At 61.0% G+C, this 25,422-nt stretch carries 21 protein-coding genes; 11 read left to right on the forward strand and 10 right to left on the reverse strand.

The window, feature by feature from the left end; genetic code table 11:
- Window positions 1–86 precede the first annotated feature (86 nt).
- From P9875_RS13605 to P9875_RS13620, 3 genes are all read right to left on the reverse strand, one after another.
- A complete protein-coding gene (locus P9875_RS13605; RefSeq protein WP_278318683.1) occupies window positions 87–803 on the reverse strand; it encodes a class I SAM-dependent methyltransferase in 717 nt (238 codons plus the stop codon).
- A 48-nt stretch (window positions 804–851) separates the two neighbouring features.
- Window positions 852–4,367, reverse strand: coding sequence for a tetratricopeptide repeat protein (locus P9875_RS13610; protein ID WP_341353826.1), 3,516 nt, complete (start codon window positions 4,365–4,367; stop codon window positions 852–854).
- A gap of 295 nt (window positions 4,368–4,662) precedes the next feature.
- On the reverse strand, window positions 4,663–6,339 hold the full coding sequence (locus P9875_RS13620; RefSeq protein WP_174718100.1) for an electron transfer flavoprotein-ubiquinone oxidoreductase: 1,677 nt from the start codon (window positions 6,337–6,339) through the stop codon (window positions 4,663–4,665).
- Window positions 6,340–6,602: 263 nt separating this feature from the next.
- Between P9875_RS13620 and P9875_RS13625 the strand changes: the two genes are divergently transcribed.
- Window positions 6,603–7,379 carry an SDR family oxidoreductase gene (locus tag P9875_RS13625; protein WP_034752351.1) on the forward strand — a complete coding sequence of 259 codons (777 nt, stop codon included), beginning with the start codon at window positions 6,603–6,605 and terminating at the stop codon, window positions 7,377–7,379.
- Here P9875_RS13625 and P9875_RS13630 read toward each other — a convergent pair.
- Complete coding sequence (locus P9875_RS13630; RefSeq protein WP_035818062.1) at window positions 7,376–7,942, reverse strand: LuxR C-terminal-related transcriptional regulator; 567 nt, start codon at window positions 7,940–7,942, stop codon at window positions 7,376–7,378. The two genes, P9875_RS13625 and P9875_RS13630, sit on opposite strands and share 4 nt — an antisense overlap.
- Window positions 7,943–8,089: 147 nt before the next feature.
- Here P9875_RS13630 and P9875_RS13635 point away from each other — a divergent pair, with 147 nt between their 5' ends.
- Complete coding sequence (locus P9875_RS13635; RefSeq protein WP_101480844.1) at window positions 8,090–8,791, forward strand: CoA transferase subunit A; 702 nt, start codon at window positions 8,090–8,092, stop codon at window positions 8,789–8,791.
- 20 nt (window positions 8,792–8,811) lie between these two features.
- The gene (locus P9875_RS13640) at window positions 8,812–9,462 is read left to right on the forward strand and encodes a CoA transferase subunit B (RefSeq protein ID WP_035818065.1); all 651 of its coding nucleotides are present in this window, start codon (window positions 8,812–8,814) and stop codon (window positions 9,460–9,462) included.
- A 52-nt stretch (window positions 9,463–9,514) separates the two neighbouring features.
- On the opposite strand, the gene P9875_RS13645 is transcribed toward P9875_RS13640, so the two are convergent.
- Both P9875_RS13645 and P9875_RS13650 read right to left on the reverse strand, forming a co-directional pair.
- A complete protein-coding gene (locus P9875_RS13645; RefSeq protein ID WP_278318684.1) occupies window positions 9,515–9,925 on the reverse strand; it encodes a DoxX family protein in 411 nt (136 codons plus the stop codon).
- A gap of 236 nt (window positions 9,926–10,161) precedes the next feature.
- Window positions 10,162–11,499, reverse strand: coding sequence for a dicarboxylate/amino acid:cation symporter (locus P9875_RS13650; RefSeq protein ID WP_278318685.1), 1,338 nt, complete (start codon window positions 11,497–11,499; stop codon window positions 10,162–10,164).
- A 226-nt stretch (window positions 11,500–11,725) separates the two neighbouring features.
- Between P9875_RS13650 and P9875_RS13655 the strand changes: the two genes are divergently transcribed.
- The 3 genes from P9875_RS13655 to P9875_RS13665 are packed head-to-tail and all read left to right on the forward strand — an operon-like array spanning window position 11,726 to window position 15,308.
- Window positions 11,726–12,607: an alpha/beta fold hydrolase gene (locus P9875_RS13655; protein WP_035818069.1), complete on the forward strand. Its 882-nt coding sequence runs from the start codon at window positions 11,726–11,728 to the stop codon at window positions 12,605–12,607.
- 56 nt (window positions 12,608–12,663) lie between these two features.
- Complete coding sequence (locus P9875_RS13660; RefSeq protein WP_034784210.1) at window positions 12,664–13,014, forward strand: RidA family protein; 351 nt, start codon at window positions 12,664–12,666, stop codon at window positions 13,012–13,014.
- A gap of 41 nt (window positions 13,015–13,055) precedes the next feature.
- On the forward strand, window positions 13,056–15,308 hold the full coding sequence (locus P9875_RS13665; protein WP_035818071.1) for a RelA/SpoT family protein: 2,253 nt from the start codon (window positions 13,056–13,058) through the stop codon (window positions 15,306–15,308).
- Between the two features lie 75 nt (window positions 15,309–15,383).
- Here the strand turns inward: P9875_RS13665 and P9875_RS13670 are convergent, their stop codons facing one another.
- From P9875_RS13670 to P9875_RS13680, 3 genes are all read right to left on the reverse strand, one after another.
- Window positions 15,384–16,340: a cation diffusion facilitator family transporter gene (locus tag P9875_RS13670; RefSeq protein WP_278318686.1), complete on the reverse strand. Its 957-nt coding sequence runs from the start codon at window positions 16,338–16,340 to the stop codon at window positions 15,384–15,386.
- 117 nt (window positions 16,341–16,457) lie between these two features.
- Window positions 16,458–17,333, reverse strand: a complete 876-nt coding sequence (locus P9875_RS13675) for a pirin family protein (RefSeq protein WP_278318687.1) — start codon at window positions 17,331–17,333, stop codon at window positions 16,458–16,460.
- 56 nt (window positions 17,334–17,389) lie between these two features.
- On the reverse strand, window positions 17,390–17,989 hold the full coding sequence (locus P9875_RS13680; protein WP_099402284.1) for an FMN-dependent NADH-azoreductase: 600 nt from the start codon (window positions 17,987–17,989) through the stop codon (window positions 17,390–17,392).
- Between the two features lie 114 nt (window positions 17,990–18,103).
- Here P9875_RS13680 and P9875_RS13685 point away from each other — a divergent pair, with 114 nt between their 5' ends.
- Window positions 18,104–19,009, forward strand: coding sequence for a LysR family transcriptional regulator (locus P9875_RS13685; RefSeq protein ID WP_035818083.1), 906 nt, complete (start codon window positions 18,104–18,106; stop codon window positions 19,007–19,009).
- Between the two features lie 17 nt (window positions 19,010–19,026).
- Here P9875_RS13685 and asd read toward each other — a convergent pair whose 3' ends face one another.
- The gene (asd, locus tag P9875_RS13690) at window positions 19,027–19,875 is read right to left on the reverse strand and encodes an archaetidylserine decarboxylase (RefSeq protein ID WP_278318688.1); all 849 of its coding nucleotides are present in this window, start codon (window positions 19,873–19,875) and stop codon (window positions 19,027–19,029) included.
- Window positions 19,876–20,261: 386 nt separating this feature from the next.
- On the opposite strand from asd, the gene P9875_RS13695 reads away from it, so the two are divergent.
- From P9875_RS13695 to P9875_RS13710, 4 genes are all read left to right on the forward strand, one after another.
- The gene (locus P9875_RS13695; protein WP_278318689.1) at window positions 20,262–22,343 is read left to right on the forward strand and encodes a TonB-dependent receptor plug domain-containing protein; all 2,082 of its coding nucleotides are present in this window, start codon (window positions 20,262–20,264) and stop codon (window positions 22,341–22,343) included.
- A gap of 118 nt (window positions 22,344–22,461) precedes the next feature.
- Complete coding sequence (locus tag P9875_RS13700) at window positions 22,462–23,700, forward strand: DEAD/DEAH box helicase (RefSeq protein ID WP_034752386.1); 1,239 nt, start codon at window positions 22,462–22,464, stop codon at window positions 23,698–23,700.
- Window positions 23,701–23,753: 53 nt separating this feature from the next.
- Window positions 23,754–24,371, forward strand: a complete 618-nt coding sequence (locus P9875_RS13705) for an LON peptidase substrate-binding domain-containing protein (protein WP_278318690.1) — start codon at window positions 23,754–23,756, stop codon at window positions 24,369–24,371.
- A gap of 142 nt (window positions 24,372–24,513) precedes the next feature.
- Window positions 24,514–25,257 carry a DNA-binding protein gene (locus tag P9875_RS13710; protein WP_035818092.1) on the forward strand — a complete coding sequence of 248 codons (744 nt, stop codon included), beginning with the start codon at window positions 24,514–24,516 and terminating at the stop codon, window positions 25,255–25,257.
- The last annotated feature ends 165 nt before the right edge of the window (window positions 25,258–25,422 follow it).

A 25,422-nucleotide genomic window follows, 5' to 3' on the forward strand; every position in this document is an offset into this window, starting at 1 on the left:
GTGGATTTGGGTACGGCAAAGAGACTGTTGCCGCCAAACAGTGCCAGATCGGCTACGGTATTTTTCATGTGCAGGATGGTGCGTGGTTAGCGGCTCAAGAGGACGTCGTAGCGGTAGTGCGCCGCGTAAAACTGTGGATCGGCGGCGACAAACTGCGCGCGCCAGCCGGCCGCTTTGGCCAGCGCCTCGAATTCACGCTTGCTGCGCCAGATACCGATGCGCGAAGCATGGTCGGACAATTCGGCCTCGCTGGGACGGTTTTCCTTGTAGAACAGGTCGAGCTTGTCGCGGTCTGGCAAGTTGCCGATGTAGACCTTGTCGACGTGGCTGAAGCGCTGGCATAGCAATTCCAGCACGGTGCGTGCCGCGGCTGCTGAAAAGTACGAGAAACTGCCGTAGCAAAGCACTTTTGAAAATCGCTCGGGCCGTGGGTCGGACTGTACATAGCTATCGGCGCTCTGCTCGAGAAAGGTGTAGCGCGGGGCGATCTCATAGTGTTGGCGGGCAACTGAAATCAGATAGCCGGACAAATCCACCCCGACAAATTCCTGGCAGCGATCAAACAGGCGGGTCGACAGCGCGCCATTGCCACAGGCCAGGTCGAGCAACACCTCTCCTTCCTGCAGGCCAAGGTTGTTCTTGATCGTCGTGACGATCAGCTGGATCTGTTCTTCAGTGACGGGCTTGCCATTGACGGTGCGCTTGATCTGGCCCCAGAAATCGTCGGCTGGCCGGCTGCGCGCGTACTCGTCATGGTCGAGTACAGGGTAGTCTTTTTCGCGCTCGCTGTCGTGCGTGCTCATGGCATGGATTCCTTGTTTGAGGCCTGTTGCTGTTCGTGATGCATGGCATCAAAGGCGATGGGGGGGGAGTTCGGCGCACCAGCGGCGCCACATGATGCGCAGTGCGCGTTCGAGCCCCTGCGTTACCAGTGCGGGTTGGGCGACTGGCGAGAGTAGGAAGCGTTCACGCAGGGTGGAACGCAGCTGGGCAAGCGCTGCAATGTTTCGGGAGAGGAAGATTCCCTTGTTGACGAAATCTGCTTCGTCATGCGCCGCGAATGCGTCTAGGCCCACATGGCCAAGATAAGCGGCGGCGGAACGGGTCGGGATGGTGCTGCCACTGAGGCTCAGGGTTGGCACGCCCATCCACAGCGCATGGCATAGCGTCGTGGTACCCGTGTAGGGGAAGGTATTCAGGCAGACATCGACTTGCTGGTGCAATTGCATGTACTCGGCCATGTTGGTGCGTGCGTGGAAATGCAGGCGCGTATGGTCGATGCCTTCTTCGGCAAACCAGTTGCGCAGATAATCATCGCGCTCGTCGCCGTCGAGGCCGGCGAGCAGCATGACCGAGTTTGGCAGCGCACGCAGCACTTGCGACCACAGGGCGATTACCTTGCGATTGAGCTTGTTGGCACGGTTGAAGCTCCCAAAAGTGACATGCCCATTGGCCAGTGCCGGCAAGGGGCCGACGTCGGGCGCATCCGCATAGGGAATGAAAGGTGCGCTGATGGGCAGGTGGACGATTTTTTCCAGGAACAGGTGATCGAAATGGCCCGCCGGCAATATTTTATTGTCACTCAGGAAATAATCCATCGTCCGCAGACCGGTGGTGCCCGGATAGCCCATCCAACTGACCTGGATGGGGGCTGGTCTGCGCGCGAAGACGGGCAAGCGGTTGGCTGCAGAATGCCCGGAGAGGTCGATCAGGATATCGATGATGTCGTCACGTATCAGTGTTTCCATGGCGGTGTCGCTCAGACTCGTCACATTGCGCCAGTGGTCCATGTAGCCGCGCAATATGTGCGTGTGCACTTCTTCGCTGCTCTTGTTGTAGTAGGCGTACAGTTCCAGATCCGGATTGCACGTCAGCAATGCGAGCACGGGAGCAAGGAAGCTGGCGATAGCGTGGTTGTTGAAGTCGCCGGAAACCATGCCTATGCGCAAGCGCCGCTCCGCTTGCGGCGTATTCGCAAAGGGCAGGCTGGCACTGTCGCCTGCGCTGGCGTCCAGCAATTCGCCAAAACGGCAGTGCTCTGCGAACAGCGTGCCGGCATCCGCCGTGTTGCTGTGGCTCAGGCTAAACAGCAGATTGCTGTGTGCCAGCGCATAGTGGCCTTCCTTGGCTTGCAAGGCTTGCCGGATGTGCTGCATGCCCTGTTCGCCCTGTCCTTGGAGTTGCAGCAAGCTGCCCAGGTTGACATGCGCTTCGGCATAATCGGGATCACGCTCCAGTGCCGCCTGAAAATGGCCTTTGGCCGCTTCTGTCTGTCTGAGCGCCTGCAGCGAATTGGCTATATTGAAATGCAGCGGTGCATCGTCTTCACCGAGTTCCTGCATCCGGCGGCAGACTTGCAGCGCTTCCTCGTGCCGTCCAAGGTGCTGCAGGGTGGTACAGAGATTGTTATGCACCACCAGATAATCTGGTGTCAGGGTCAAGGCCTGGCGGTAACTCGCTTCGGCTTCATCAAATTGTCCCAGTGCCTGCAGGCAGGCGCCAAGGTTGCAATGGGCAACGTCCGAATCGGGACTGAGCGTGAGGGCATGCCGCTGATGTGCGATGGCTTCCTCTACCTGCCGCAGGCCCAGCAGGGCGGCTCCCAGATTGTTCAGCGTCATGACGGAGTCGGCATCGATCTCCAATGCCCGGTAATAGCATGCCACGGCTTCTTCGGCGCGGCCCAGGCTTTGCAGGCATGCGCCGTGGCTGAAATGGACGTCGATATCGTGCGGATTCAGGCTGGCCGCATCGCGGTAAGCGGCCAATGCATCATCAGGCTGTCCGGCGTGCTTCAGCACATTGGCCAGCGACAGCATGATGGGGCCATTGTCAGCGTCTATTTCCAGTGCCTGGCGGTAGCTGTCGATAGCCGCATCGGCTTGTCCGAGGGCGCGGTAGGCGTCGCCCAGGCGCGTCAGCAGCGCGATGGAATGCGGTTGGGCGGCGAGGGCCAGCCGGTAAGCGTCCACGGCGGCGTCATATTGCTGCAGCGAGTGCAGGGCGAGCGCCATATTATGATGCAGCATGTCGAGATGTGGATCGAGCTGCGCCGCGCGGTGGTAGCTGGCGACGGCATCTTCCACCTGACCGGCACCCTGCAGCGCAGCCCCCAGGCCCGCGTGGGCCCTGGCATCTTGCGGCGTCATCTGCAATTGACTGCGGAAACTTGCGGCGGCTTCGTCGAACTGGCCCAGTGCATGCGCGATTTCGCCGAGTTGAAAATGCGCCTCGGTATCGTACGGCCTCAGGGCCAGCGCACTGCGGTAGCTATCGCTCGCCTGGACCAGCTTGCCCTGGGTTTTGAGTGTATTGGCCAGATTGAAATGAGCTTTGGCGTAGTCGGGGCGGATGGCCAGCGCACGTTGATAGCTGGCCGCCGCCTCTTGGTGGCGTCCCTGCGCCTGCAATGCGCTACCCAGATTGCTGTGTGCCTCGGCAAATTCCGGATCGATTTCCAGTGCACGCAAATAGCTGTCGATGGCGTTGCTGATGTTGCCGATATCCTGCCAAGCATTGCCCAGATTGCCATGTGCCTGGGCATCGTGCGGTGTTAGCTCGACAGTCTTGCGAAGGGCTGACAGCGCATCTTTTCCCTGCACTTGCAGGGCAGTGCCCAGTACGCTCCAGCCAAAAGACGATTCGGGGAATTTTTCCAGCAAATGGTGGCAAGCCATTTCCATCTGTACAAAATCACCTCTGTGATACAGATCGACAATATGCTGCGTCTCTTCCTGTGAAGGCGCCAAGGCCGCATCAGCCAGTGCCTGCAGCGAACGCTGGCGCAGGGCTTGCGAAGTTTCATTGTCGAGGCCGCGTGCGATGGCAGTATCGATGATGTCGAGCGCTTCTGCAGGCTGGTCCGCCTGCAGCAGACCATTTGCGTACGATAGCCAGAATTGACCCTCTTCCGGATCAACCGACAGTGCTTTGCGCAAATAGGGCAGGCCAGCGGCATATTGCCCCACCTGACCCGCAAGCAAGCCCAGATTGTGATTGGCAACGGCATGATACGGCTGTACCTGCAAGATCGCCAGATACAGCTCCTCTGCCTGTAAATAGCGTCCCGCCTGGTGTTCGGCGATGGCTTGCTGTAGTTCGGATTCCAATGGCACTACGGGCGGAGCAATGGCGGTCATGGGCTGGAATACACGGAAATGTTTGTCAGCGGGAATTGTAACTGTTAGAAATGCATAGGAGAAACTTTCCGCACAGAATTTTTTTGTAATGCAAGATTTGTTGTTGCGATAGATGCCAAGTACAGCGGAATATTGATTTTTTATAAAAATAAGCTTTTCGAAAGCGTGGTCTGCCAACGATTGCACTGTCCGGCCTGCAAAAGCAGCCATGCTGATATGCATGGCCATGTACAAGGACTCCAGTGTCGCCGCTGTGTGCCCTTCGGCCGCACTTTCAATGCGCTCACTGGTGTGCCTGGGCCACCAAGCGCAGTGGCTCGCTTACGCCAGTTGCCTGCAGGCATCTGTATCTGTGTGCAAAGCGGTGTTACAGCTGGGCGAGCACCACAACACATGGTCTGTAGAACCATTATTGAGGGCACGCCGGGAGCATTGTCACATTCGACGGTGGCGTTGCAAAAAAAAAGCGCGCAACCCAATAGGCGCGCGCTGTTTTACAGGAGGTACGGTGTGTGCGGGAGAATTACATATTCGGATAATTCGGCCCGCCGCCGCCTTCCGGTGTCACCCACACGATGTTCTGCGTCGGGTCCTTGATGTCGCAGGTTTTACAGTGCACGCAGTTCTGTGCATTGATCTGCAGGCGTTCGGCGCCGTCGTCGTTTTTCACGAATTCGTACACGCCGGCGGGACAGTAACGCGCTTCCGGACCCGCATACGTGGCCAGGTTGACGTCGACCGGGACGCTGGCGTTCTTCAACGTCAGGTGGATCGGCTGGTCTTCCGCGTGGTTCGTGTTCGAGATGAACACGGACGACATCTTGTCGAAAGTCAGCTTGCCATCGGGTTTCGGATACACGATCTTTTTCGACTGGGCGGCCGGTTTCAGGCATTCGTGGTCGCCGTGCGAGTGGTGCAGCGTCCATGGCGCCTTGCCGCGGAAGATCAACTGGTCGATGCCCGTCATCAGGCTGCCCAGGTACAGGCCCTTCGACAGCCATGGCTTGACGTTGCGCGCCACGTGCAGCTCTTCATGCAGCCAGGATTGTTCAAAGGCGACAGGGTAGCTCGTCAGTTCGTCGTGCTGGCGCTGTTCGCCCAGCGCGCCGAAGGCCGCGTCCGCCGCCAGCATGCCGCTCTTGATGGCCGCGTGGCTGCCCTTGATGCGGCTCATGTTCAGGAAGCCCGCATCGCAGCCGATCAGCGCGCCGCCGGCAAACACCAGTTTCGGCAACGATTGCAGGCCGCCGGCCGCGATCGCGCGCGCGCCGTAGGAAATACGCTTGCCGCCTTCGAAGAACTTGCGGATTTCCGGATGCGTTTTATAGCGCTGGAATTCCTCGTATGGGGACAAATACGGGTTTTCGTAGTTCAGTCCCACCACGTAGCCGACCATCACCTGGTTGTTTTCCAGGTGGTACAGGAAGGAGCCGCCATAGGTTTTCGTGTCCAGCGGCCAGCCGCTCGAGTGGATCACCAGGCCCGGCTTGTGCTGGGCCGGGTCGATTTCCCACAATTCCTTGATGCCGATACCGTATGACTGGGGATCTTTGCCGGCGTTCAAGTCATACTTGGCCATCAATTGCTTGCCCAGGTGGCCGCGCGCGCCTTCGGCGAACAGGGTGTACTTGGCGTGCAATTCCATGCCCAGCTGGAAGTCGGGACCCGGTTCGCCATCGCGCTTGACGCCCATGTTGCCGGTCGCCACGCCTTTCACGGAGCCGTCGTCGTTGTAGAGGATTTCCGCGGCAGGGAAGCCCGGGAAGATTTCCACGCCCAGGTTTTCCGCCTGCTGGCCCATCCAGCGCACCACATTGCCCAGCGAGACGATGTAGTTGCCGTGGTTTTCAAAGCAGGCCGGCACGGCGAAGCCCGGCGTTTTATACGCTTTCGTTTCGGTCAGGAACAGGATGCGGTCTTCCGTCACTTCCGTGTTCAGGGGCGCGCCCAGTTCTTTCCAGTTCGGAATCAGTTCGGTCAACGCTTTCGGGTCCATGATGGCGCCCGACAGGATATGCGCGCCCAGTTCGCCGCCTTTTTCCAGCACGCAGACGGACACTTCCTGGCTCTTTTCAGCGGCCAGCTGCTTCAGGCGGATCGCCGCGGCCAAGCCTGCGGGGCCACCGCCGACGATCACCACGTCATACTCCATGGTTTCGCGCGGTCCGTACTGTTCAACTAAGTTATTAGGCTGTGTCATGGTCTCGATTGTTAGTAACTAAATAGGTAGCAAGGATAGGGAATAAAGCATCATCGGGGAAATTTAAGCACGAGTGTGCTTGTTTTTGACGAGGATTGCAACTTTGGCGCCATTTTGCGTGACATTGCCCCTCGCCGCAATCTAAATCCGGCCATTTTGTGTAATGATGGCGTTTACTTTTGCTCGAGTGCGCTGCGGGGGAATGTGCCCGATTGCCATAGGCACGGCGCAGAGTGTTGTCTAAAATAAAACAGGAGTAGCTCGTGGGCATAGAAGTCAATTTCGAGGGCAAGATTGCCCTGATTACCGGCGCATCGAGCGGCCTCGGCGCGCGCTTTGCGAAAGTGCTGGCCCAGGCCGGCGCACAGGTCGTGCTGGCGTCGCGCCGCACCGAACGCCTGAAGGAGTTGCGCGCCGAAATCGAAGCGGACGGCGGCGCCGCGCACGTGGTGTCGCTCGACGTGACCGACTTCGCCAGCATCAAGTCGGCCATCGCGCATGCGGAAACGGAAGCGGGCCCCATCGATATCCTCGTCAACAATTCCGGTGTCTCCACCACGCAACGCCTGGTTGACGTCACGCCCGAAGATTACTCGTTCGTGATGGACACCAACCTGCGCGGATCGTTCTTCGTGGCCCAGCAAACGGCCAAGCGCATGATCGCGCGCGCCAAGGGCGACCCGAAAAAACAGCACCGCATCATCAATATCGCCTCGATGGCGGGCTTGCAGGTGCTGCCGCAGATCGGCGTGTACTGCATGAGCAAGGCGGGCATGGTACACATGACGCGCGCCATGGCCGTGGAGTGGGGAAAATATGGCATCAACACGAACGCCATCTGTCCCGGCTATATTTCCACGGAAATCAATGAAGATTACTTCGCCACCGAGCAGGGCAAGAAGCTGATCGAAATGCTGCCGAATAAACGTCCGGGCAAGCCGGAAGACCTCGACGGCCTGTTGCTGCTGCTGGCGGGCGAGGATTCGCATTTCATCAATGGCGCCATCATTTCCGCAGACGGTGGAATGAGTACCTTCTAACGCTGCAGCTGCAGCCCCACCAGCTTGTGCACGAGTTCCGACGACGTCGATGCGGCGAACTTGCGCATCAGCTTGGCGCGGTGCATTTCCACCGTGCGGGGGCTGAGGTCGATCTGGCGGGCGATGACCTTGCTGGTCTTGCCTTCCACCAGCAGGGCGGCGATTTCGCGCTCGCGCGGGGTCAGTTCGGCCGTCACGGGACGTTTCTCGCTGACATCCTCGAACGTCCAGATGCCCGCTCCCAGCGGTTTGTTCGGCAGCATGGCGTGGCCCGTGACGTGGCACCAGAACAATTCCCCATTACTGCGGCGCATGATGCGCTCGTCCGAATAGCGGCCTTTGGCGTTCATGATGGGGATGATGCGGTCACCCGTGCGCAGGAATTCGTCGTGCGTGGGGTAGAGTACTTCGAAGGACTGGTCGTCGAGCTGGGCGCGCGCATAGCCGAACATGGCTGCCAGCGCTTCGTTGCAGCTGCGCATGATACGGTTTTCCGACATGCACATGCCCACGGGCGCGTGCAGGAAGATGCTTTCATAATCGATGGCTGACGCGGCGTTCATCTGATACGTATCACTCTCACAGGGGGATTGCTGGCACGGCGCCGGTAGTTCTACGGTATTGTACTTTCCACTCGCGTATTTTATGCTGAGTCGCTGCCTGAGTCATGGACTCAAGACCAAAGCTTAACAAAAGATAGAGGGACACCCATGAATAAAGTTTATCCTGACGCCGCCTCGGCGCTGGCCGGTATCGTCCAAGATGGCCAGACCATCGCCGTCGGCGGCTTCGGCCTGTGCGGCATTCCCGAAGCCCTGATCGCTGCCTTGCGCGATTCGGGCGTGACGGGCCTGACGGCCATTTCGAATAACGCCGGCGTGGACGGCTTCGGCCTGGGCCAGCTCTTGACCACGCGCCAGATCAAGAAAATGATCGCCTCCTACGTGGGTGAAAACAAGGAATTCGCGCGCCAGTACCTGGCCGGCGAACTGGAACTGGAATTCACGCCGCAAGGCACGCTGGCTGAAAAACTGCGCGCCGGCGGCGCCGGCATTCCCGCCTTCTTCACCAAGACGGGCGTGGGCACCATCGTTGCCGACGGCAAGGAACTGCGCGAATTCGACGGCGAGCAATACGTGATGGAGCGCAGCCTCGTGGCCGACGTGTCGCTGGTCAAAGCCTACATGGCTGACCGCGCCGGCAATTTGGTCTACCGCAAGACGGCGCGCAATTTCAACCCGAACGTGGCCATGGCCGGCAAGATCACCATCGTCGAAGTGGAAAAACTGGTGGAAGTGGGCGAAATCGACCCGGACCAGGTCCATACGCCGAGCATCTTCGTGCACCGCATCGTGGTCAACGCGAACCCGGAAAAACGCATCGAGCAGCGCACCGTGCGCACTGAAGCATAAAACAGAATACGGAGATAATCATGGCTTGGACGAGAGATGAGATGGCCGCGCGCGCGGCGAAAGAATTGCAGGATGGCTTTTATGTGAACCTGGGCATCGGCTTGCCGACCCTGGTCGCGAACTATGTGCCGGAGAACATCGAAGTATTCCTGCAGTCGGAAAACGGTTTATTGGGCATCGGCCCGTTCCCCACCGATGCGGAAGTCGATGCCGACCTGATCAACGCGGGTAAACAGACGGTGACGGCCTTGCCCGGCGCCGCCTACTTCAGCTCGGCCGATTCTTTCGGCATGATCCGCGGCGGCAAGATCAACCTGGCCATCCTGGGCGCCATGCAAGTGTCGGAAAAGGGCGACCTGGCGAACTGGATGATCCCAGGAAAAATGGTCAAGGGCATGGGCGGCGCGATGGACCTCGTCGCCGGCGTCAAGCGCGTGGTCGTGCTGATGGAACACGTGGCCACGGCCAAGGATGGCACGACGTCGCACAAGCTGCTGAAACAGTGCGACTTGCCGCTGACGGGCGTGGGCGTGGTCGACGTCATCATCAGCGACCTGGGCGTGATCGATGTGACGGAAAACGGCCTGAAGCTGGTGGAACTGGCGCCGGGCGTGACCAAGGAACAAGTGCAGGCGGCCACGGGCGCTGAGCTGGACGTCTCCGCCGTGTAAGCCAGGCGGATCGTCGTATGAAAGCAGGGCGGACAGCGATGTCCGCCCTTTTTTATGCGCCCGCCTTGCCGCGCAGCCCGTCCAGGCTGTAGGCGCCGGCGCCCGCTGCCGCGAAATACAGGAAGGTGAAGCAGTACATCACGGCCATTTCGCCGCCATTCAGGATCGGCAGGAAGCCGGCTGGCGCGTGCGCCATGAAATAGGCGGCCGCCATCTGGCCCGACAGGATGAAGGCGACGGGGCGCGTGAACAGGCCCACCAGCAGCAAGGTACCGCCGACCAGTTCGATGACGCCGGCCGCACCCATCACGGAAAACAGTTGCAAGCCATCGAACATGGCCACGTGCGGCGCGCCGAACAGCTTGGCCGTGCCGTGTTGCAGGAAGAGAAAGCCAAGGATGATGCGCAGCACGCCCAGCAAACGTGGGCTCCAGGTGGCGTAAAAGGCGGGCGAGAGGGACATGACGTACTCCATTCAAAGGTGGATGGTTCGGTGTCAGGCTTGCATTAACGCAATGTCATTATGCGCGAGCCTGGCGGCGAACAGTAAGTCAGTACTGTAATGGTTTTTGATTCATTGATCATCATGGTAAATATTGATGAATGATTTACTATTGGTTGATGATGCGATCGATAGCCCACGCGCAATGAAAAAAGCCCCGCGGATCGCTCTGCGGGGCTTTCAAAGGAGTGTACTGCTTACTTGACGATATTCACGGCCGGGGCGACATACGCGTCGTCGGTCGGGTGGGTTGGATTCGCCAGCTCGCTATGCAGCTTGTCCATGTCCAGTTCCTTTTCCCATTTCGACACGACGATGGTGGCCACGCCGTTGCCGACGAAATTGGTCAGCGCGCGACATTCGCTCATGAAGCGGTCGATGCCCAGGATCAGCGCCATGCCGGCCACAGGAATCGTCGGCACGACGGCCAGGGTCGCGGCCAGGGTGATGAAGCCGGCGCCCGTGATGCCGGAGGCGCCTTTCGACGTCAGCATCGCCACGCCGAGGATGGTCAGTTCCTGCCAGATGGTCAGTTCCGTGTTGGTGGCTTGCGCCACGAACAGGGCGGCCATGGTCATGTAGATATTGGTGCCGTCCAGGTTGAACGAGTAGCCGGTCGGCACGACCAGGCCGACGACTGGCTTGGAGCAGCCCAGGCGTTCGAGTTTTTTCATCAGGGCCGGCAGGGCCGATTCCGACGAGCTGGTACCGAGCACGATCAGCAGCTCTTCCTTGATGTACAGCAAGAAGCGGCCGATGGAGAAGCCCGTGTACTTGGCGATCAGGCCCAGCACGACGAAGACGAACAGGAAGCAGGTCAGGTAGAACGAGCCCATCAGCTTGGCCAGCGGGATCAGCGAAGCCAGGCCGTATTTGCCGATGGTAAATGCCATCGCGCCGAATGCGCCGATCGGAGCGACTTTCATGATGATGTTGACCATGCCGAAGATGGCATGCGACAGCTCGTCGATCAGCTTGGTGACCGGACGGCCGCGCTCGCCCAGCAGTGACAGCGAGAAGCCGAACAGGATGGCGATCAACAGCACTTGCAGGATGTCGCCCTTGGCGAAGGCGTCAACGAAGGTCTTCGGAATGATGTTCATCACGAAGTCGACCGTCGACATGCCTTCGGCGTGCGTGTATTGCGCGATCGACTTGGCGTCCAGGTGGGCCGGATCGGCGTTGAAACCGGCGCCCGGTTTGAGGATATTGGCGACCAGCAAGCCGATGGCCAGCGCGAAGGTGGAGACCACTTCGAAGTACAGCAGCGCCTTGCCGCCCACTCGGCCGATCTTCTTGACGTCCTGCATGCCGGCGATACCGGAGACCACGGTACAGAAGATCACCGGGGCGATGATCATCTTGATCAGTTTGATAAAGCCGTCGCCCAGCGGTTTCATGTCGACGGCGTTCGAAGGGTAGAACACCCCCAGCAGCACGCCGGCCACGATGGCGAACAGCACCTGTACGTACAGGATTTTATAGAATGGTTTTTTCACGAGTGGTCTCCTCTTGCGGGTTGATGCTGCGATCATCCGCCCATTGCCAGGCCGCCTCAATTGTGGATAACCGCAGATATGCATTTTCGCTATATCGGGTATTGCGCCATGGCGACCGTGCCAGTGCTGTGCTGCGGCGCAGCATTTCAGGCGCGCGCTTGGAGCATTGCCCGCGCTGCGCTACACTGCCGTAGCGTCGCGCGCGGGACACCTCCTGGCGGGCAGGAAGCGGTGCTCTTTTTATATCGAATAAGGAATTGGCATGATCGAAGCGAGCATCAAATCCGTGCAATGCATCTCCCCCGCAGGCTTGCATACCATGTCGTACAAGGAGTGGGGCGCGGCCGATAATCCGAACGTGCTCGTCTGCGCCCATGGCGTGACGCGGGTGGCGGACGACTTCGACAACCTGGCGCGCGCCATGGCCAGCGATTACCGCGTGATCTGCCCCGACGTGGTGGGACGCGGGCGCTCGGGCTGGCTGGCCAATCCCCAGTTTTACCGCGTGCCGCAATATGTGAGCGACATGGTGACCCTGCTGGCGCGCGTGCTGGCCAATGGCGAGCGCCAGACGGTGGACTGGTTCGGTACGTCGATGGGCGGCTTGATCGGCCTGGGCCTGGCCTCGTTGCCCAACAGCCCGATCAGCAAACTGGTGCTGAACGATATCGGCCCGACTCTGGCGCCGGAAGCCTTGCAGCGCATCGGCGACTACATCGGCCAGGACTTGCGTTTCGAGACGTTTGAACAGGGCGCCAGGTTCGTGCGCGACGTGTCCGCCAGCTTCGGCCCGCACACGGACGCGGAATGGCATAAACTGGCGGTGGATGTGTTGCGCCAGGATAAAGATGGGCACTGGCGCCGCCACTATGATATGGGACTGGCCATGCCGTTCCGCTCGGCCACGCCGGAATCGGCGGCCAGCGACGAAGCCATGCTGTGGGCCGCGTATGATGCCGTGCGCTGCCCCACCTTGCTGGTGCGCGGGTCGGAATCGGACCTGCTGTCGCGCGAGACGGCGCAGATCATGCTCGGTCGCGGCCCGAAGGCGGAGCTGGTGGAAATCGCCGGCGTGGGCCATGCGCCCACTTTCGTCCACGACGACCAGATCGCCATCGCCCGCAAGTTTTTGCTGGGCAAGTAATAGTCAGTAACAATCAGTAACGCTGTACAGATTTTGAAACAACCGAAAGAAGAAGCATGGAAATTACACGACTGCACGTAGGCAAACGCCTCTCCGAAGTAGCCATACACAACAACACCATCTACCTGGCGGGCCAGATCGCCGAAGATACCACGCAAGGCATCGTCGGCCAGACGCGCGAAGTGCTCGGCCACGTCGACCGTCTGCTGATGGAAGCGGGCAGCGACAAGACTTGCATCCTGTCGTGCCAGATCTACATCGCCGACATGAAGGATTTCCCCGGCATGAATGAAGTGTGGGACGACTGGGTCGCCTCAGGCCACACGCCGCCGCGCGCCACGGTGGAAGCGAAACTGGCCAATCCGGCATGCCTGGTTGAAATCGTCATCATCGCTGCAGAACGCTAAGTTTTTCAAGCTGTTGAGTCATCAAGTTTATAAGGTAATACATGGTTTCCATCTCGGCCCCGAATAGCGTCACATCGGAACAACTGGTAGAGGGCTTGAGTGCGCCGGACTGCGCGCGCGTGCTGGACGCGCTCGCGTATGCCACCGAAGCGTATGGCGACAAGCAGACCTTTGCCGGCCGTTCCGCGCTGGAGTTCGCCATCGGCGTAGCCACCACCCTGGCTTTCCTGCGCAGCGATGCGGAAACGCGCATCGCCGGCCTGATGTTCGAGCTGACCTTGCTGGAACCGGATACGGCGGCCGACATCGAGCCACGCTTCGGCAAGCAGGTGTGCGACCTGGCCACCGGCGTGCGCCAGCTGATCCGCTTGCGCGCGCTGACCCAGGCGCAGCACGGCAGTGTCGGCGGGCGCGGCAAGAATGCGGCGCAGCAAGCCGTGGCCCAGGTGGAAACCCTGCGCAAGATGTTGCTGGCGATGGCGTCCGACATGCGTGTCGTGCTGGTGCGCCTGGCCGCCTGCGTGACGACCTTGCGTTACTTTGCTGAATTAAAGCTGTTCAACGAAATGACGCGTGAATACGGCAAGGAAACGCTGGATTTGTACGCGCCGCTGGCCAACCGCCTCGGCATCTGGCAACTGAAGTGGGAACTGGAAGACCTGTCGTTCCGCTTCATCGAGCCGGAAGCGTATAAACGCATCGCCAAGATGCTGGAAGAAAAGCGCATGATGCGCGAGGGTTTTGTTTCCTCCGCGATTTTGCGCCTGCAGACGGAACTGGCTTCGGCCGGTATCCAGGCGGAAGTGTTTGGCCGCCCGAAACACATTTACAGCATCTGGAACAAGATGCGCGGCAAGGAGCTGGACTTTACGGCCCTGTACGACGTGCGCGCCTTCCGCGTCATCGTTGCCGACGTGAAAACCTGCTACACGGTGCTGGGCGTGGTCCACAATATCTGGACCCCCATCCCGAAAGAATTCGACGATTACATTTCGCGGCCGAAACCCAACGGTTACCAGTCGCTGCACACGGTGGTGACGGCCGAGGATGGCCGCCCGCTGGAAGTGCAAATCCGCACCAATGAAATGCACAGCTTTGCCGAATACGGCGTGGCCGCGCACTGGCGCTACAAGGAAGAGGGCGGCTCGAACTTTGCCGGCCAGAAATACGACGAAAAGATCGCCTGGCTGCGCCAGTTGCTGGCCTGGAAAACGGAAGTGGCCGACGCCGTCGTGGGCCAGGAAGAAATCCAGCGCGAATGGGTGGAAAAGCTCAAATCCGCCACCTTGGACGACCGCATCTTCGTCATGACGCCGCAGGCGCGGGTGCTGGAGTTGCCGGTCGGCGCCACGCCCGTCGATTTTGCCTATCACCTGCACACGGATGTGGGCCACCGCTGCCGCGGCGCCAAGGTCGACGGCATCATGGTGCCCCTGAATACGCAACTGAAAAACGGCCAGACCTGCGAAATCATCACGGCCAAGGGCGCGCCGGGCACGGCCGGACCGTCGCGCGACTGGCTCAGCGCCGGCTACGCCGTCAGCACGCGCACGCGCTCGAAAATCCGCGCCTGGTTCCACGCCATCGACATGCAGGAAACCCTGGCCCACGGCCGCGCGCTGGTGGAAAAGTCATTGCAGCGCGAAGGCAAGACGGCCGTCAACCTTGAGGCGCTGGCGCAAAAGCTGGGCTTTGCGAAAGTCGACGAGCTGTTCCTGTCGGTGGGCAAGGATGAGTTCAGCCTGCGCCACGTGGAGCAGGCGCTGCACGACAATGGCGAAGTGGTGGTGCCGGAAGACGCCGTGCTGGTGGGTAAAAGCCGCGCTTCCAGTGTGGAGCAGGGCGCCAAGTCCGGCGTGCTGGTGGTGGGCACGGAAGGCCTCATGACCGTGCTGGCCAAATGCTGCAAGCCGGCGCCGCCGGACAGCATCGTCGGTTTCGTCACGCGCGGCAAGGGCGTCTCCATCCACCGCGCCACGTGTAAAAATTTCGAGGAAATGCGCGCCAAGTCGCCCGAGCGTGTGATTTTTACCGAGTGGGGCAGCACGGGCGGGCACGACACGGTGTATCCGGTCGATATCTTCATCCTGGCCGGTGACCGTCAGGGCTTGCTGCGCGACATCTCCGAAATCTTTTCGCGTGAAAAGATCAACGTGATCGGCGTCAACACCCAAAGCGCCAAGGGCCAGGCCCGCATGACCTTTACGGCCGAGATCAGCTCGACGGCGCAGTTGTTGAAGGCGCTGAATGTAATTAAAGACGTCAGTGGTGTTCTTGAGGCTCGGCGTAGTTAGTTTTGTTGAACCCCAAGTGCAGAAGCTGGGGTCGTACCCTGAGGGTACGACCCCGGTCTTTGCCGTTGGGTTTAATTAGTGCGTCTTGTCGCCCTGATGCAACCCCGCCATCGCCGCCGTCTCCGGCTGCAAGGTAATGTGGTCGATGCCATGCTTACTCAGTAACATCTTCTTGATCGCCCGCAAGACCTTCGGCCAATGGTCGAGGTGTTCGATCTCCACGTGGCCGATCAGGGCCGGCTGGCCCGGCGACATGTCCCACACGTGCAAATCGTGCACGGCGATCACGCCGTCCACCTGCTCCACGTCCGTGCCCACTTCGATGTAGTCAATGTGCATGGGCACGCCTTCCATCAGAAAGTGGTAGGACTCGCGCAGCACGCCGAATGTCGATTTTAAAATCAGCAGCGACACCAGCACGGACAGCAGCGGGTCGATCTGCATCCAGCCCGTAAAGTAAATCACGGCGCCGGCGACGATGGCGGCGACCGAACCGAGCAAATCGCCCATCACGTGCACGAGGGCGGCGCGTGTGTTGACGCTTTGCTTGTCTTTCGATAATACCCACGCCACCACCAGGTTGATGGCCAGGCCGATGAAGGCGACGACGAAGACCATGCCGCCTTGCACGGTTTGCGGTGCGGAAAAGCGCTGCACGGCTTCATAGCAGATCCAGCCCACCACGCACAGCATGGCCAGACCGTTGACGAAGGCGGCCAGCGCTTCGGCGCGGCCAAAGCCGAACGAGTGGCGCGGGGAAGGCGGGCGGCGCGCGATCAGCTGCGCCAGCAGGGCCAGGCCCAGCGCGGCCGCGTCCGTGACCATGTGGCCCGCGTCGGAAATCAGGGCCAGCGAATTGGACATGAAACCGGCGATGACCTCGATGCCGGCGAATGACAGGGTCAGCCCCAGCGCCCACGCGAGGATGCTCTGGCTGCGTCCCTCGAACGAGTGGGTATGCTTGGCGTCGCCCTTCAGGTGGGCGTGCAGATGGGTGGCGTCGTGTTCGGTGTTGTCGTGCGTGGGATGCATGGAATGCTTTGTGGAATGATGTTGCCGTCAGTGTAATTGAAAAGCAACAACATAGTCGGCGCATAAAAAAACCTGCAGGCCGCGAGGCGCTGCAGGTTTTACCTGGAGCAAATAACTTTACTGCGCCGCCGTCTCGCCAAACTTGCCTTCGCGGAAATCCTGTACGGCCTGGAATACTTCCGCCTGGGTATTCATGACGAACGGGCCATACTGCGCGATGGGCTCGTTCAAGGGCTGGCCGGCGACGAAGATCACGCGGCCGCCTTCGGGCGCTTCGATGCGCACGCCGTCGCTGCCCGGCGTGTTGGCGAAGATGGCCATGCGCAGGGCGGGCACGGCCTTGCCGTCGACCTGCACTTCGCCACGGAACGTGTAGATGAAGGCGTTATGGCCTGGCGGCAAGGGCTGCTCGAAACTGGCGCCGGCTGGCAGGTCGATGTCGAGGTACAACGGTTCCGTCAGTTCGCGCTGCACGGCGCCCGTCACGCCATGGCTCTCGCCGGCGATCACTTGCACGGCGACACCTGCCTCCGTCGTGTAGCGGGGGATTTCACTGCTCGTGAAATCGCGGTACCACGGCGTGCGCATCTTGTCGCGCGCGGGCAGGTTCAGCCACAGCTGAAAACCTTCCATCACGCCTTCTTCCTGCTCCGGCATTTCCGAATGGATCACGCCGCTGCCGGCCGTCATCCATTGCACGCCGCCCGACGTCAGCAAGCCTTCGTGGCCGGCGCTGTCCTTGTGGCGCATGCGTCCCGTGATCATGTACGACACGGTTTCGAAACCGCGGTGCGGATGCTCGGGGAAGCCGGCGATATAGTCGTTCGGCTTGTCGCTGGCGAAATTGTCGAGCATCAAAAACGGGTCGAGACGGCGCTGCAACTGCTGCGTCAGCACGCGGTTGATCTTCACGCCGGCGCCATCCATGACGGCCTGGCCGGCGATCACGCGCTCGACGGCGCGTGGCTTGTTGACGGTGGTGATGTCGCTCATTGCTTTCTCCTCTAGGCCAGGACGGCGCCAGTGCGCCGCCCCTTTCACTGCTGGGATTACACCAAAATGGCGTTGATCTCGGCGTCCGCCTGGGCTTGCGCCTTGGCCACGGCTTCCGGACCCATGCCCATGCCTTCCGAATACACATATTGCACGTCGGTCAGGCCCAGGAAGCCGAACATGGTGTTCAGGTAAGGCACCTGGCTATCGTTGGCGCTGTCGCGGTGCAAGCCGCCGCGGGACAGGCCCACGTAGACTTTCTTGCCGCTCAAGAGGCCAACAGGGCCGTTTTCCGTGTACTTGAAGGTGACGTTGGCGCGGGCAATCGCGTCGAACCAGCTTTTCAGTTGCACGGTGATGCCGAAGTTGTACATCGGCGCGCCGATGACGATCACGTCAGCTGCTTGCACTTGCGCAATCAATGCGTCGTCCAGGGCGATACGGGCCGCTTGCTCCGGCGTGCGCTTGTCGGCTGGCGTGAACAGCGCTTGCAGCGTCGGCTCGTCGAGCACGGGGTGCGGTGCGGCAGCCAGGTCACGGCGGACGAGGGCGGCGCCCGGGTTGGCTGCTTGTACGCGGCTGACGATGGCGTCAGCCAGGCGGGTCGAGGCGGAACCGGTGCTGCGGGCGCTGGAATTGATTTGCAGGATGTTCATCTTGTTTTCTCCGTTGTGAGGTGTCTTGCGATGGATGAACTATAGCAATTCCAAAATTGATGCGGAAGCCGTTAAAATGGATAACATTAATCCACTCATGGAACAATCAAAAGTATGGATATCGATCCCGGAGATTTATTGCTGTTTGCCAGAGTCGTCGAATGCGGCAGTTTCAGTCGCGCCGCCGTGCGTGTGGACTTGCCCAAATCGACCCTGTCGCGCCGCATCTCGCTGCTGGAAGCGAAGTTGGGTGAACGGCTGCTGCTGCGCACCACGCGCAAGCTGGCGCTGACGGAGTTTGGCGCCAGCCTGCTCGAGCATGCGCGCAAGGTGGTCGAGGAAACGGAGGCGGCCGGCGCCTTGGCGCAGCACCGGCAGGCCGGGCCCAGCGGCTTGCTGCGCATTTCCATGCCGGCCGACTTTGGCGACACCCTGATGCGCCAGGTGCTGGCCGAGTTCGTGCGCCGCTATCCTGCCATTTCGCTGGAACTGGACTTGTCGGCGCGCAGGGTGGATTTGCTGGAAGAAAATTTCGACCTGGCCATCCGCATGGGCAACTTGCCCGACGACGCCAGCCTGTCCGCGCGCCGCGTGGCCTTCAGCACCCTGGCGTTGTATGCCTCGCCGCAATACACGAGCGTGCACGGCTTGCCCGAGCATCCCGACGATTTATATGGCCATGATCTGCTCAGCTTGCCACGGGCCGTGCATGGCCTCGTGCACTGGACTTTGATCCGCGGCAAGACGACGTGGGAACGCGATCTGCCCGTGCGCCTGCTGGCCAACTCGCCGGAATTGCTGGTGCGCATGGCGTGCACGGGCGTGGGCATCGCGGCCAGCACGGACCGTTTTGCCAAGGCGTATGTGGCGACGGGGGAATTGGTGCGCGTGCTGCCCGAGTGGAGTTTCCCGCTGGTCACGGGTTGGGCCGTGTTTCCTGGCCGGCGCTTGATGCCGGCCAAGACGCGCGCGTTTCTGGATCTGATGGAGGAGATGTATCGCACGGACGCGCCCGTCTAGGCGCGCGTCCGGATGCTTTACTTGGGCAGGTTGCCCATGACCTCGCCCAGCTGCACGGGGCCGGTCGGTTGCCAGTTGGCATTGAACGTCACGGTGTCTTTCGGGAACAGCATGACGACTGTGGAGCCGAGCAGGAAGCGTCCCAGCTCTTCACCCTGTTTCAGCACCACGTTGTCGTTCGCATAGCTCCAGTCGCGCACCTGTCCCGTGCGGGGCGGGTTGACGACGCCGTGCCAGACGGTGGCCATGCTGCCGACGATGGTGGCGCCGACCAGAGTCATGACGAAGGGGCCGTTGGCCGTGTCGAACACGCAGACGACGCGCTCGTTGCGGGCGAACAGGCCGGGAATGCCGCGCGCCGTCGTCGGGTTGACGGAGAACAATTCACCGGGCACATAAATCATGCGCGTCAAGCGGCCGTCGCAGGGCATGTGGATGCGGTGGTAGTCGCGCGGGCTCAGGTACAGATTGGCGAAGCTGCCGTGCTCGAACTGGGCCGCCAGTGCCGCATCGCCGCCGACCAGGGCCGTCGTGCTGAAGTTGTGGCCCTTGGCCTGGAAGATCTGGTCCTTGTCGATCGTGCCGAACTGGCTGATGCGGCCATCGACGGGGCAGACGTAGTCGGCCTGGGCCAGCGGACGGGCATCGGGGCGCAGCGCGCGCGTGAAAAAGTCGTTAAAGCTCGTGTAGTGCGTGATGTCCGGATCCAGCGCCTCATCCATGTTGACGTTGTAGCGGCCGACGAACCAGCGGATCAAACGCGTGGTCATGGCGCCGCCTTTGGCGCCGGCGATCCGGCCGGCAAAGTTGGTCAACGCTCCTTTGGGAAGCAGATATTGAGGCAGGACGGCAAGACGGTCAGACACGATGGGAAGCCTTTGACGGGGTGATGGGAACAATGGTGAAAACGCATTATAGCGGCGATGTGGCGCGCAATACTATGCGCCGTATGCAAGGGTGCGTATCGCAGCCCGCCGCCGAATTTAATTTGCTATAGGAAATATTTTCAGGAAACTGTGTCACTTGGAAAAAATTAAAGCACAATACAGCGGCCTGTTTTTTAGCTTTTAGCCATTTTTATTCAGCCAACTTTTTTAGCCAGGTCATGATGCCACGCCGTTGCCTTCGCCTTACCGTCCTTTGTTCAGCCGTTTTACTTGCCTGGAATGTCCAGGCCCAGCAATCCGAAGCGCCAGCCGACGCTGCCGCTGCCTCTGCGCCGCTGAAGGCTGAAAAGCCCGCCGCGCCCGCGATGCAAACCGTTGAAGTCAAGGGCAGCGGCTATGATCCGCGCCGCGACGATACGGCCAGCAAGATGGTCGTTGGCAGCGAGGAAATCCTCAAGTATGGCGACACGAATGTCACCGACGTGCTCAAACGCTTGCCCGGCATCACGGTTTCCGGCGCGGCCGGGCGCTCGGGCGGCGAAATCCGCATGCGCGGCCTGGGCAGCGGCTACACGCAGATATTGCTCAATGGCGAGCGGGCGCCGGCCGGTTTTTCGCTCGACACCCTGTCGCCGGATGTGATCGAACGCATCGAGATTTTGCATGCGGCCAGCGCCGAATACAGTACGCAGTCGATTGCCGGCACCATCAATGTGGTGCTCAAGAAAGCCGTGAAGACGGCGCAGCGCGAGCTCAAGCTGGGCGTGCAGGGTAGCGACGTGAGCTTTTCGCCCAGCGTCAACGTGCAACTGTCCGACCGCGACGGCAATTTTTCGTATTCGCTGGCCGGCTCGCTGTTCCGCTACGACTATCATTACGACAATCCCGGGCTGGAACTGGGCTACGCGCCCGATGGCCGGCAAAACCTGCTGCGCCGCACGAATGGCACGGGTGATGGCCGCCCGGAAGGCATCAATCTGTCGCCGCGCCTGAACTGGGTGCTGTCCAACGGCGACAATGTGACGGCGCAATTCTTTTTCAATGGCGGGCGCTCGAACCACCGCAATTTCAGCCACGCGGAAACGCAGCAGGGCTTGCGCCCCGATTACGACACCAATACGGGCGGCTCCAGCAACCACAATGCCTTCGGCCGCAGCGACCTGACGTGGATGCACAAGCTGGCCGGCGGCGCCCGGCTGGAATTGAAAATCGGCGCCTCGGCCGCCCGCAATACGTCCGATAGCCTGCAGCAGGGCTTTATCGATGGCAGCGGCCTGGCGCTCGAGCGCAAAGTGGGCGTGAAGGCGACGGAAAACGGCGTCAGTTCGACCGGCAAGTATTCCACGCCCTTGCTGCCCGGCCACGCCCTGTCGATGGGCTGGGACGGTGCCTACACGGAGCGCGAGGAAACGCGCCGCCAGCGCGAAGCGGTGCTGGGCACCTCGGGTGCGCGCCCGCCCGTCGACAGCGACGAAGGTTTCGATGCCACCATCAAGCGTCTGGCCCTGTTTGTGCAGGACGACTGGGAAATCACGCCGCGCTGGTCCATGTATGCGGGCGTACGCTGGGAAGGCATAGACACGCGCAGCGCGGGCAATACCTATGATGAAGTGAACCAGCGCACCAGCGTGTGGAGCCCGCTGTTGCAAACCTTGTGGAAGTTGCCTGATACCAAGGGTGACCAGGTACGCCTGGCCCTGACGCGCACCTACAAGGCGCAGCCCACGGCGAGCCTGATTCCGCGTCGTAATACCTCGACCAACAATAGCCAGACTGACCCCGACCGCGAAGGCAATCCCTACCTGAAACCGGAGCTGGCGCTGGGCATCGACGCCTCGTACGAGCACTACTGGGCCGAAGGCGCTTTGCTCAGCGCGCGCGCCTCGGCCCGCCGTATCGATGGCTATACGCGCCAAGGCTTGCTGTTCATCAATGATCGCTGGGTGTCCACCCCCGTCAATGATGGCCGCGCGAATACTCAGACACTGGAACTGGAGGCGAAGTTCCCGCTGCGCGCCGTGCTGGCCGCGCCCGTGCCCGCCATCGACTTGCGCGCCAGCGTCAGCCGCAACTGGTCGCAGGTGGAGCAGGTGCCGGGGCCAAACAACCGGCTCGACCAGCAAACCCCCGTCAGCGGCAACTTCGGTCTCGATTACAAGACGCCGGACGGTGTGCTGACGACGGGCGGCAGCTTCAACTTCCGCAATGGCGGCCCCGTGCGCATCACCGAGCGCCAGAGCGCCTATACGTCGCCGCGGCGCGACGTCGACATTTATGCGCTGTGGAAATTCGATGCGAAGAACCAGCTGCGCCTGGCCGTGTCGAATTTGCTGGCGCAAGACTTCGAAAGCACCACAGCGTATGCGGACGCCAGCGGCACCATCGTGCGCAACAGCATTTCGCCGAGTTCACCGCAGGCGCGCGCGACCCTGGAAATGAAGTTTTGACGCGTTTGTTTTAACGGTGAAACCCCGGCCGGCATCCCCGCTGGCCTATAATCTCGGCAATCGCGCGCACGGCCCGTCCGTGCGCGCCACCTTTTACTTTGCCAAGATTGCTTTCCCCATGACGTTTTCCTCCCTCGGCCTGATCGATCCCCTGGTCCGCAAACTTGACGAGCTCGGCTATGCCAAGCCCACGCCCGTGCAGGCGCAAGCGATTCCCGCCGTGCTGGCCGGGCGCGACCTGATGGCCGCCGCCCAGACGGGCACGGGCAAGACGGCCGGTTTCGCCGTGCCGCTGCTGCAGCGCCTGACTTTGGAAGGCGTGGTGGCGCCCCAGTGCGTGCGCGTGCTCGTGCTGGTGCCCACGCGCGAACTGGCCGAGCAAGTCTATGCCAGCTTCCGCAGCTATGGCGGCAACTTGCCGCTACGCAGCTTTGTCGCGTACGGCGGCGTACCCATCGAGCCGCAGATCAGCAAATTGCGCAAGGGCCTCGACGTACTGGTGGCCACGCCAGGCCGCTTGCTGGATTTGCAGACGCAGGGCGCCGTCAAGTTCGAGCAAGTGCAAACGCTGGTGCTGGACGAGGCCGACCGCATGCTGGACCTGGGCTTCGAGCGCGAGCTTGATATATTGCTGATGACCATGCCCAAGCAGCGCCAGACCCTGCTGTTCTCGGCGACGTTCTCGGACGCCATCCGCGCCATGGCGAAGACCATGCTGAAGGATCCCGTTTCGGTGGAGGTCAGCGCGCGCAACAGCACGGTCAAGGCCGTGAAGCAATCGGTGATCGTGTGCGACAAGAAACGCAAGCCGGAACTCTTTTTGCACTTGCTGAAGAAAAAGCGCTGGGGCCAGGTATTGGTCTTCGTCAAGACGCGCAAGGGTGTCGAGTTGCTGGTGAACACTTTGCTGGAGCAGGGCGTGCGCGCCGACTCCATCCACGGCGACAAGACCCAGCCGAACCGTTTGCGCGCGCTGGCCCGCTTCAAATCGGCCGAGGTGCAGGTGCTGGTGGCGACCGACGTGGCCGCCCGTGGCCTGGACATCGACCAATTGCCCGTCGTCGTCAATTTCGATTTGCCCACCGTGGCGGAAGACTATATCCACCGCATCGGCCGCACGGGCCGCGCGGGCGCTTCAGGCGAAGCGATCTCGCTCGTTTGCGCCGATGAGGTGGAATTGCTGTCGGCCGTGGAAGCGCTGACCCGGCAAACCCTGAAACGCAATGAGGAACCCGGTTTCGAGGCGGAGCACCGCGTGCCGGGCACGTCCGCCGGCGGCACCATCCAGAAGAAGGCCGTGAAAGTGCTGGCGCCGAAGGCGGCGGAGCGGGCCAAGAAGCGCCGTTTTTATAAGTAAAAAGGGGACGCAAGGAGCGCTGCACGGATATCGCATTCGTGCCATCATGCGCCATGACCTCGATACCTTTGTTCCCGCTCAATACGGTGCTGTATCCCGACGGCTATCTGCCCCTGCAGATCTTCGAGGTACGCTATCTGGACATGATACGTCAGTGCATCATGGGCGAGCAGCCGTTCGGCGTGGTGCAGTTGCTGGACGGCGGGGAAGTGCGCAAGCCGGGCCAGCAAGAGACCCTGGCGCCCGTGGGCACCCTGGCGCGTGTCATCGACTGGGCCGCGCCCCTGTCGGGCTTGCTGCAAATCAAATGCATGGGCATGCAGCGCTTTCATATCGTTTCCAGCGAACAGCTGAAGCACGGCTTGTGGATGGCGCAGATCGAAACCTTGCCGCCCGATAAAACCGTTCCCATCCCGCAAGAGCAGCAGAACGTGGCCGACGCGCTCGGCGCCCTGATTCGCACCTTGCAGGAGCAAAAGATCCCGCCCGAGCAAATGCCCTTGCAGCCGCCATACCGGCTCGACGAGTGCGGCTGGGTGGCGAACCGCTGGTGCGAACTGCTGTCCTTGAGCGCCATGCAAAAGCAATTGCTGCTGAGCCAGGACAATCCCGTGCTGCGCCTGGAACTGGTGCAGGATATGCTCACGGAAAACGGATTGTTAGAGGAATAAATTGCCTGAGGCCGCATGTTTTCTCATGCTTCCGTTGTGCAATTGCAATTTCTATTGAGAAATACTTTACGCTTTGCCGCCGCTGGCATAAGATAATGCCCCTGGGCAAGATTGCCCTGGGCAACATTCAAGAGCAGACGACATGGCAAAAGTAAGCGCGGAACAGATCAATGCGGCAATGGAAGCGATGGCGGGCGAAGGCCAGGCCATCACGGTGCGCGCCTTGCGCGAACGGCTGGGCAACGGCGCCTGCCTGGGCACCATCAGCAAGCTCTTGCTGCGCCGCAAGGCCGGTGCGCAGCGCCAGATCGCTGCCGCCGCCGAACTGTCGCCCGTGCTGCAGCAAGCCATCCTCGATTATGTAGGACAGGAATTAAGCGCCAGCCACAGCGCGCATGAAGCCGAGATGAACGACAATCAACAGGAATTGATGGACCTGGCCAGCGAGAACGAGCGTCAGCAAGAGTTGCTCGACCTGCAGGCCGGTGAGCTGGAAACCTTGCGCGAGGAACTTGAACGCGAGCGGCAAGTGGCGAACCAGGCCCGCACGGACCTGGCCAAGGCGCAGTTGCGCCTGGAAGGCTTGCCGCGCCTGGAAGAAGCGGCCGAGCAGGCACGCATGGACCTGGCCAAGGCGCAATTCAAGCTCGAAGGCATCCCTCGTCTGGAAGAGGCCGCCGAAGCGGCGCGCGCCGAACTGATCCAGGCCCAGCTGAAGCTGGAAAGCCTGACGCGCGTGGAAACGGAACTGGCGGCCGCGCGCCTGGAGCTGGAAGCGGAACGCGAGGAGCTGGGCGAAACGCGCGCCGAGCTCGATGAAGAGCGCACCTTGCGTATCAAGGCGCAGCAGTTCATCGTGGATCCGATATTCAAGACGCCAGTCTGAAGACGCCTGACCAACCTGCTGCGCGTCGGTATAGGCGGCCTGCGATGCTCACCGTACTTTAGTACGGTTGCGCTTCTCGGCCACCTCTCCCTTCCGCTCGCTACGGTTTCGTCAGGTGTCGTTACGTCTCTGTTCTAAGCTAACGCTGCTTACAGTGTTAGCCGG

The sequence above is a fragment of the Janthinobacterium rivuli genome (assembly GCF_029690045.1).
GTDB classification, from domain to species: domain Bacteria; phylum Pseudomonadota; class Gammaproteobacteria; order Burkholderiales; family Burkholderiaceae_D; genus Janthinobacterium; species Janthinobacterium rivuli.

What these genes read in the sequence shown, in the direction of transcription:
- P9875_RS13605 (WP_278318683.1), bottom strand. Translation starts at nt 803, where the DNA reads ATGAGCACGCACGACAGCGAGCGCGAAAAAGACTACCCTGTACTCGAC.
- P9875_RS13610 (WP_341353826.1), bottom strand. Translation starts at nt 4,367, where the DNA reads ATGGCCATGCATATCAGCATGGCTGCTTTTGCAGGCCGGACAGTGCAA.
- P9875_RS13620 (WP_174718100.1), bottom strand. Translation starts at nt 6,339, where the DNA reads ATGACACAGCCTAATAACTTAGTTGAACAGTACGGACCGCGCGAAACC.
- P9875_RS13630 (WP_035818062.1), bottom strand. Translation starts at nt 7,942, where the DNA reads ATGAACGCCGCGTCAGCCATCGATTATGAAAGCATCTTCCTGCACGCG.
- P9875_RS13635 (WP_101480844.1), top strand. Translation starts at nt 8,090, where the DNA reads ATGAATAAAGTTTATCCTGACGCCGCCTCGGCGCTGGCCGGTATCGTC.
- P9875_RS13640 (WP_035818065.1), top strand. Translation starts at nt 8,812, where the DNA reads ATGGCTTGGACGAGAGATGAGATGGCCGCGCGCGCGGCGAAAGAATTG.
- P9875_RS13645 (WP_278318684.1), bottom strand. Translation starts at nt 9,925, where the DNA reads ATGTCCCTCTCGCCCGCCTTTTACGCCACCTGGAGCCCACGTTTGCTG.
- P9875_RS13650 (WP_278318685.1), bottom strand. Translation starts at nt 11,499, where the DNA reads ATGATCGCAGCATCAACCCGCAAGAGGAGACCACTCGTGAAAAAACCA.
- P9875_RS13655 (WP_035818069.1), top strand. Translation starts at nt 11,726, where the DNA reads ATGATCGAAGCGAGCATCAAATCCGTGCAATGCATCTCCCCCGCAGGC.
- P9875_RS13660 (WP_034784210.1), top strand. Translation starts at nt 12,664, where the DNA reads ATGGAAATTACACGACTGCACGTAGGCAAACGCCTCTCCGAAGTAGCC.
- P9875_RS13665 (WP_035818071.1), top strand. Translation starts at nt 13,056, where the DNA reads ATGGTTTCCATCTCGGCCCCGAATAGCGTCACATCGGAACAACTGGTA.
- P9875_RS13670 (WP_278318686.1), bottom strand. Translation starts at nt 16,340, where the DNA reads ATGCATCCCACGCACGACAACACCGAACACGACGCCACCCATCTGCAC.
- P9875_RS13675 (WP_278318687.1), bottom strand. Translation starts at nt 17,333, where the DNA reads ATGAGCGACATCACCACCGTCAACAAGCCACGCGCCGTCGAGCGCGTG.
- P9875_RS13680 (WP_099402284.1), bottom strand. Translation starts at nt 17,989, where the DNA reads ATGAACATCCTGCAAATCAATTCCAGCGCCCGCAGCACCGGTTCCGCC.
- P9875_RS13685 (WP_035818083.1), top strand. Translation starts at nt 18,104, where the DNA reads ATGGATATCGATCCCGGAGATTTATTGCTGTTTGCCAGAGTCGTCGAA.
- P9875_RS13695 (WP_278318689.1), top strand. Translation starts at nt 20,262, where the DNA reads ATGCAAACCGTTGAAGTCAAGGGCAGCGGCTATGATCCGCGCCGCGAC.
- P9875_RS13700 (WP_034752386.1), top strand. Translation starts at nt 22,462, where the DNA reads ATGACGTTTTCCTCCCTCGGCCTGATCGATCCCCTGGTCCGCAAACTT.
- P9875_RS13705 (WP_278318690.1), top strand. Translation starts at nt 23,754, where the DNA reads ATGACCTCGATACCTTTGTTCCCGCTCAATACGGTGCTGTATCCCGAC.
- P9875_RS13710 (WP_035818092.1), top strand. Translation starts at nt 24,514, where the DNA reads ATGGCAAAAGTAAGCGCGGAACAGATCAATGCGGCAATGGAAGCGATG.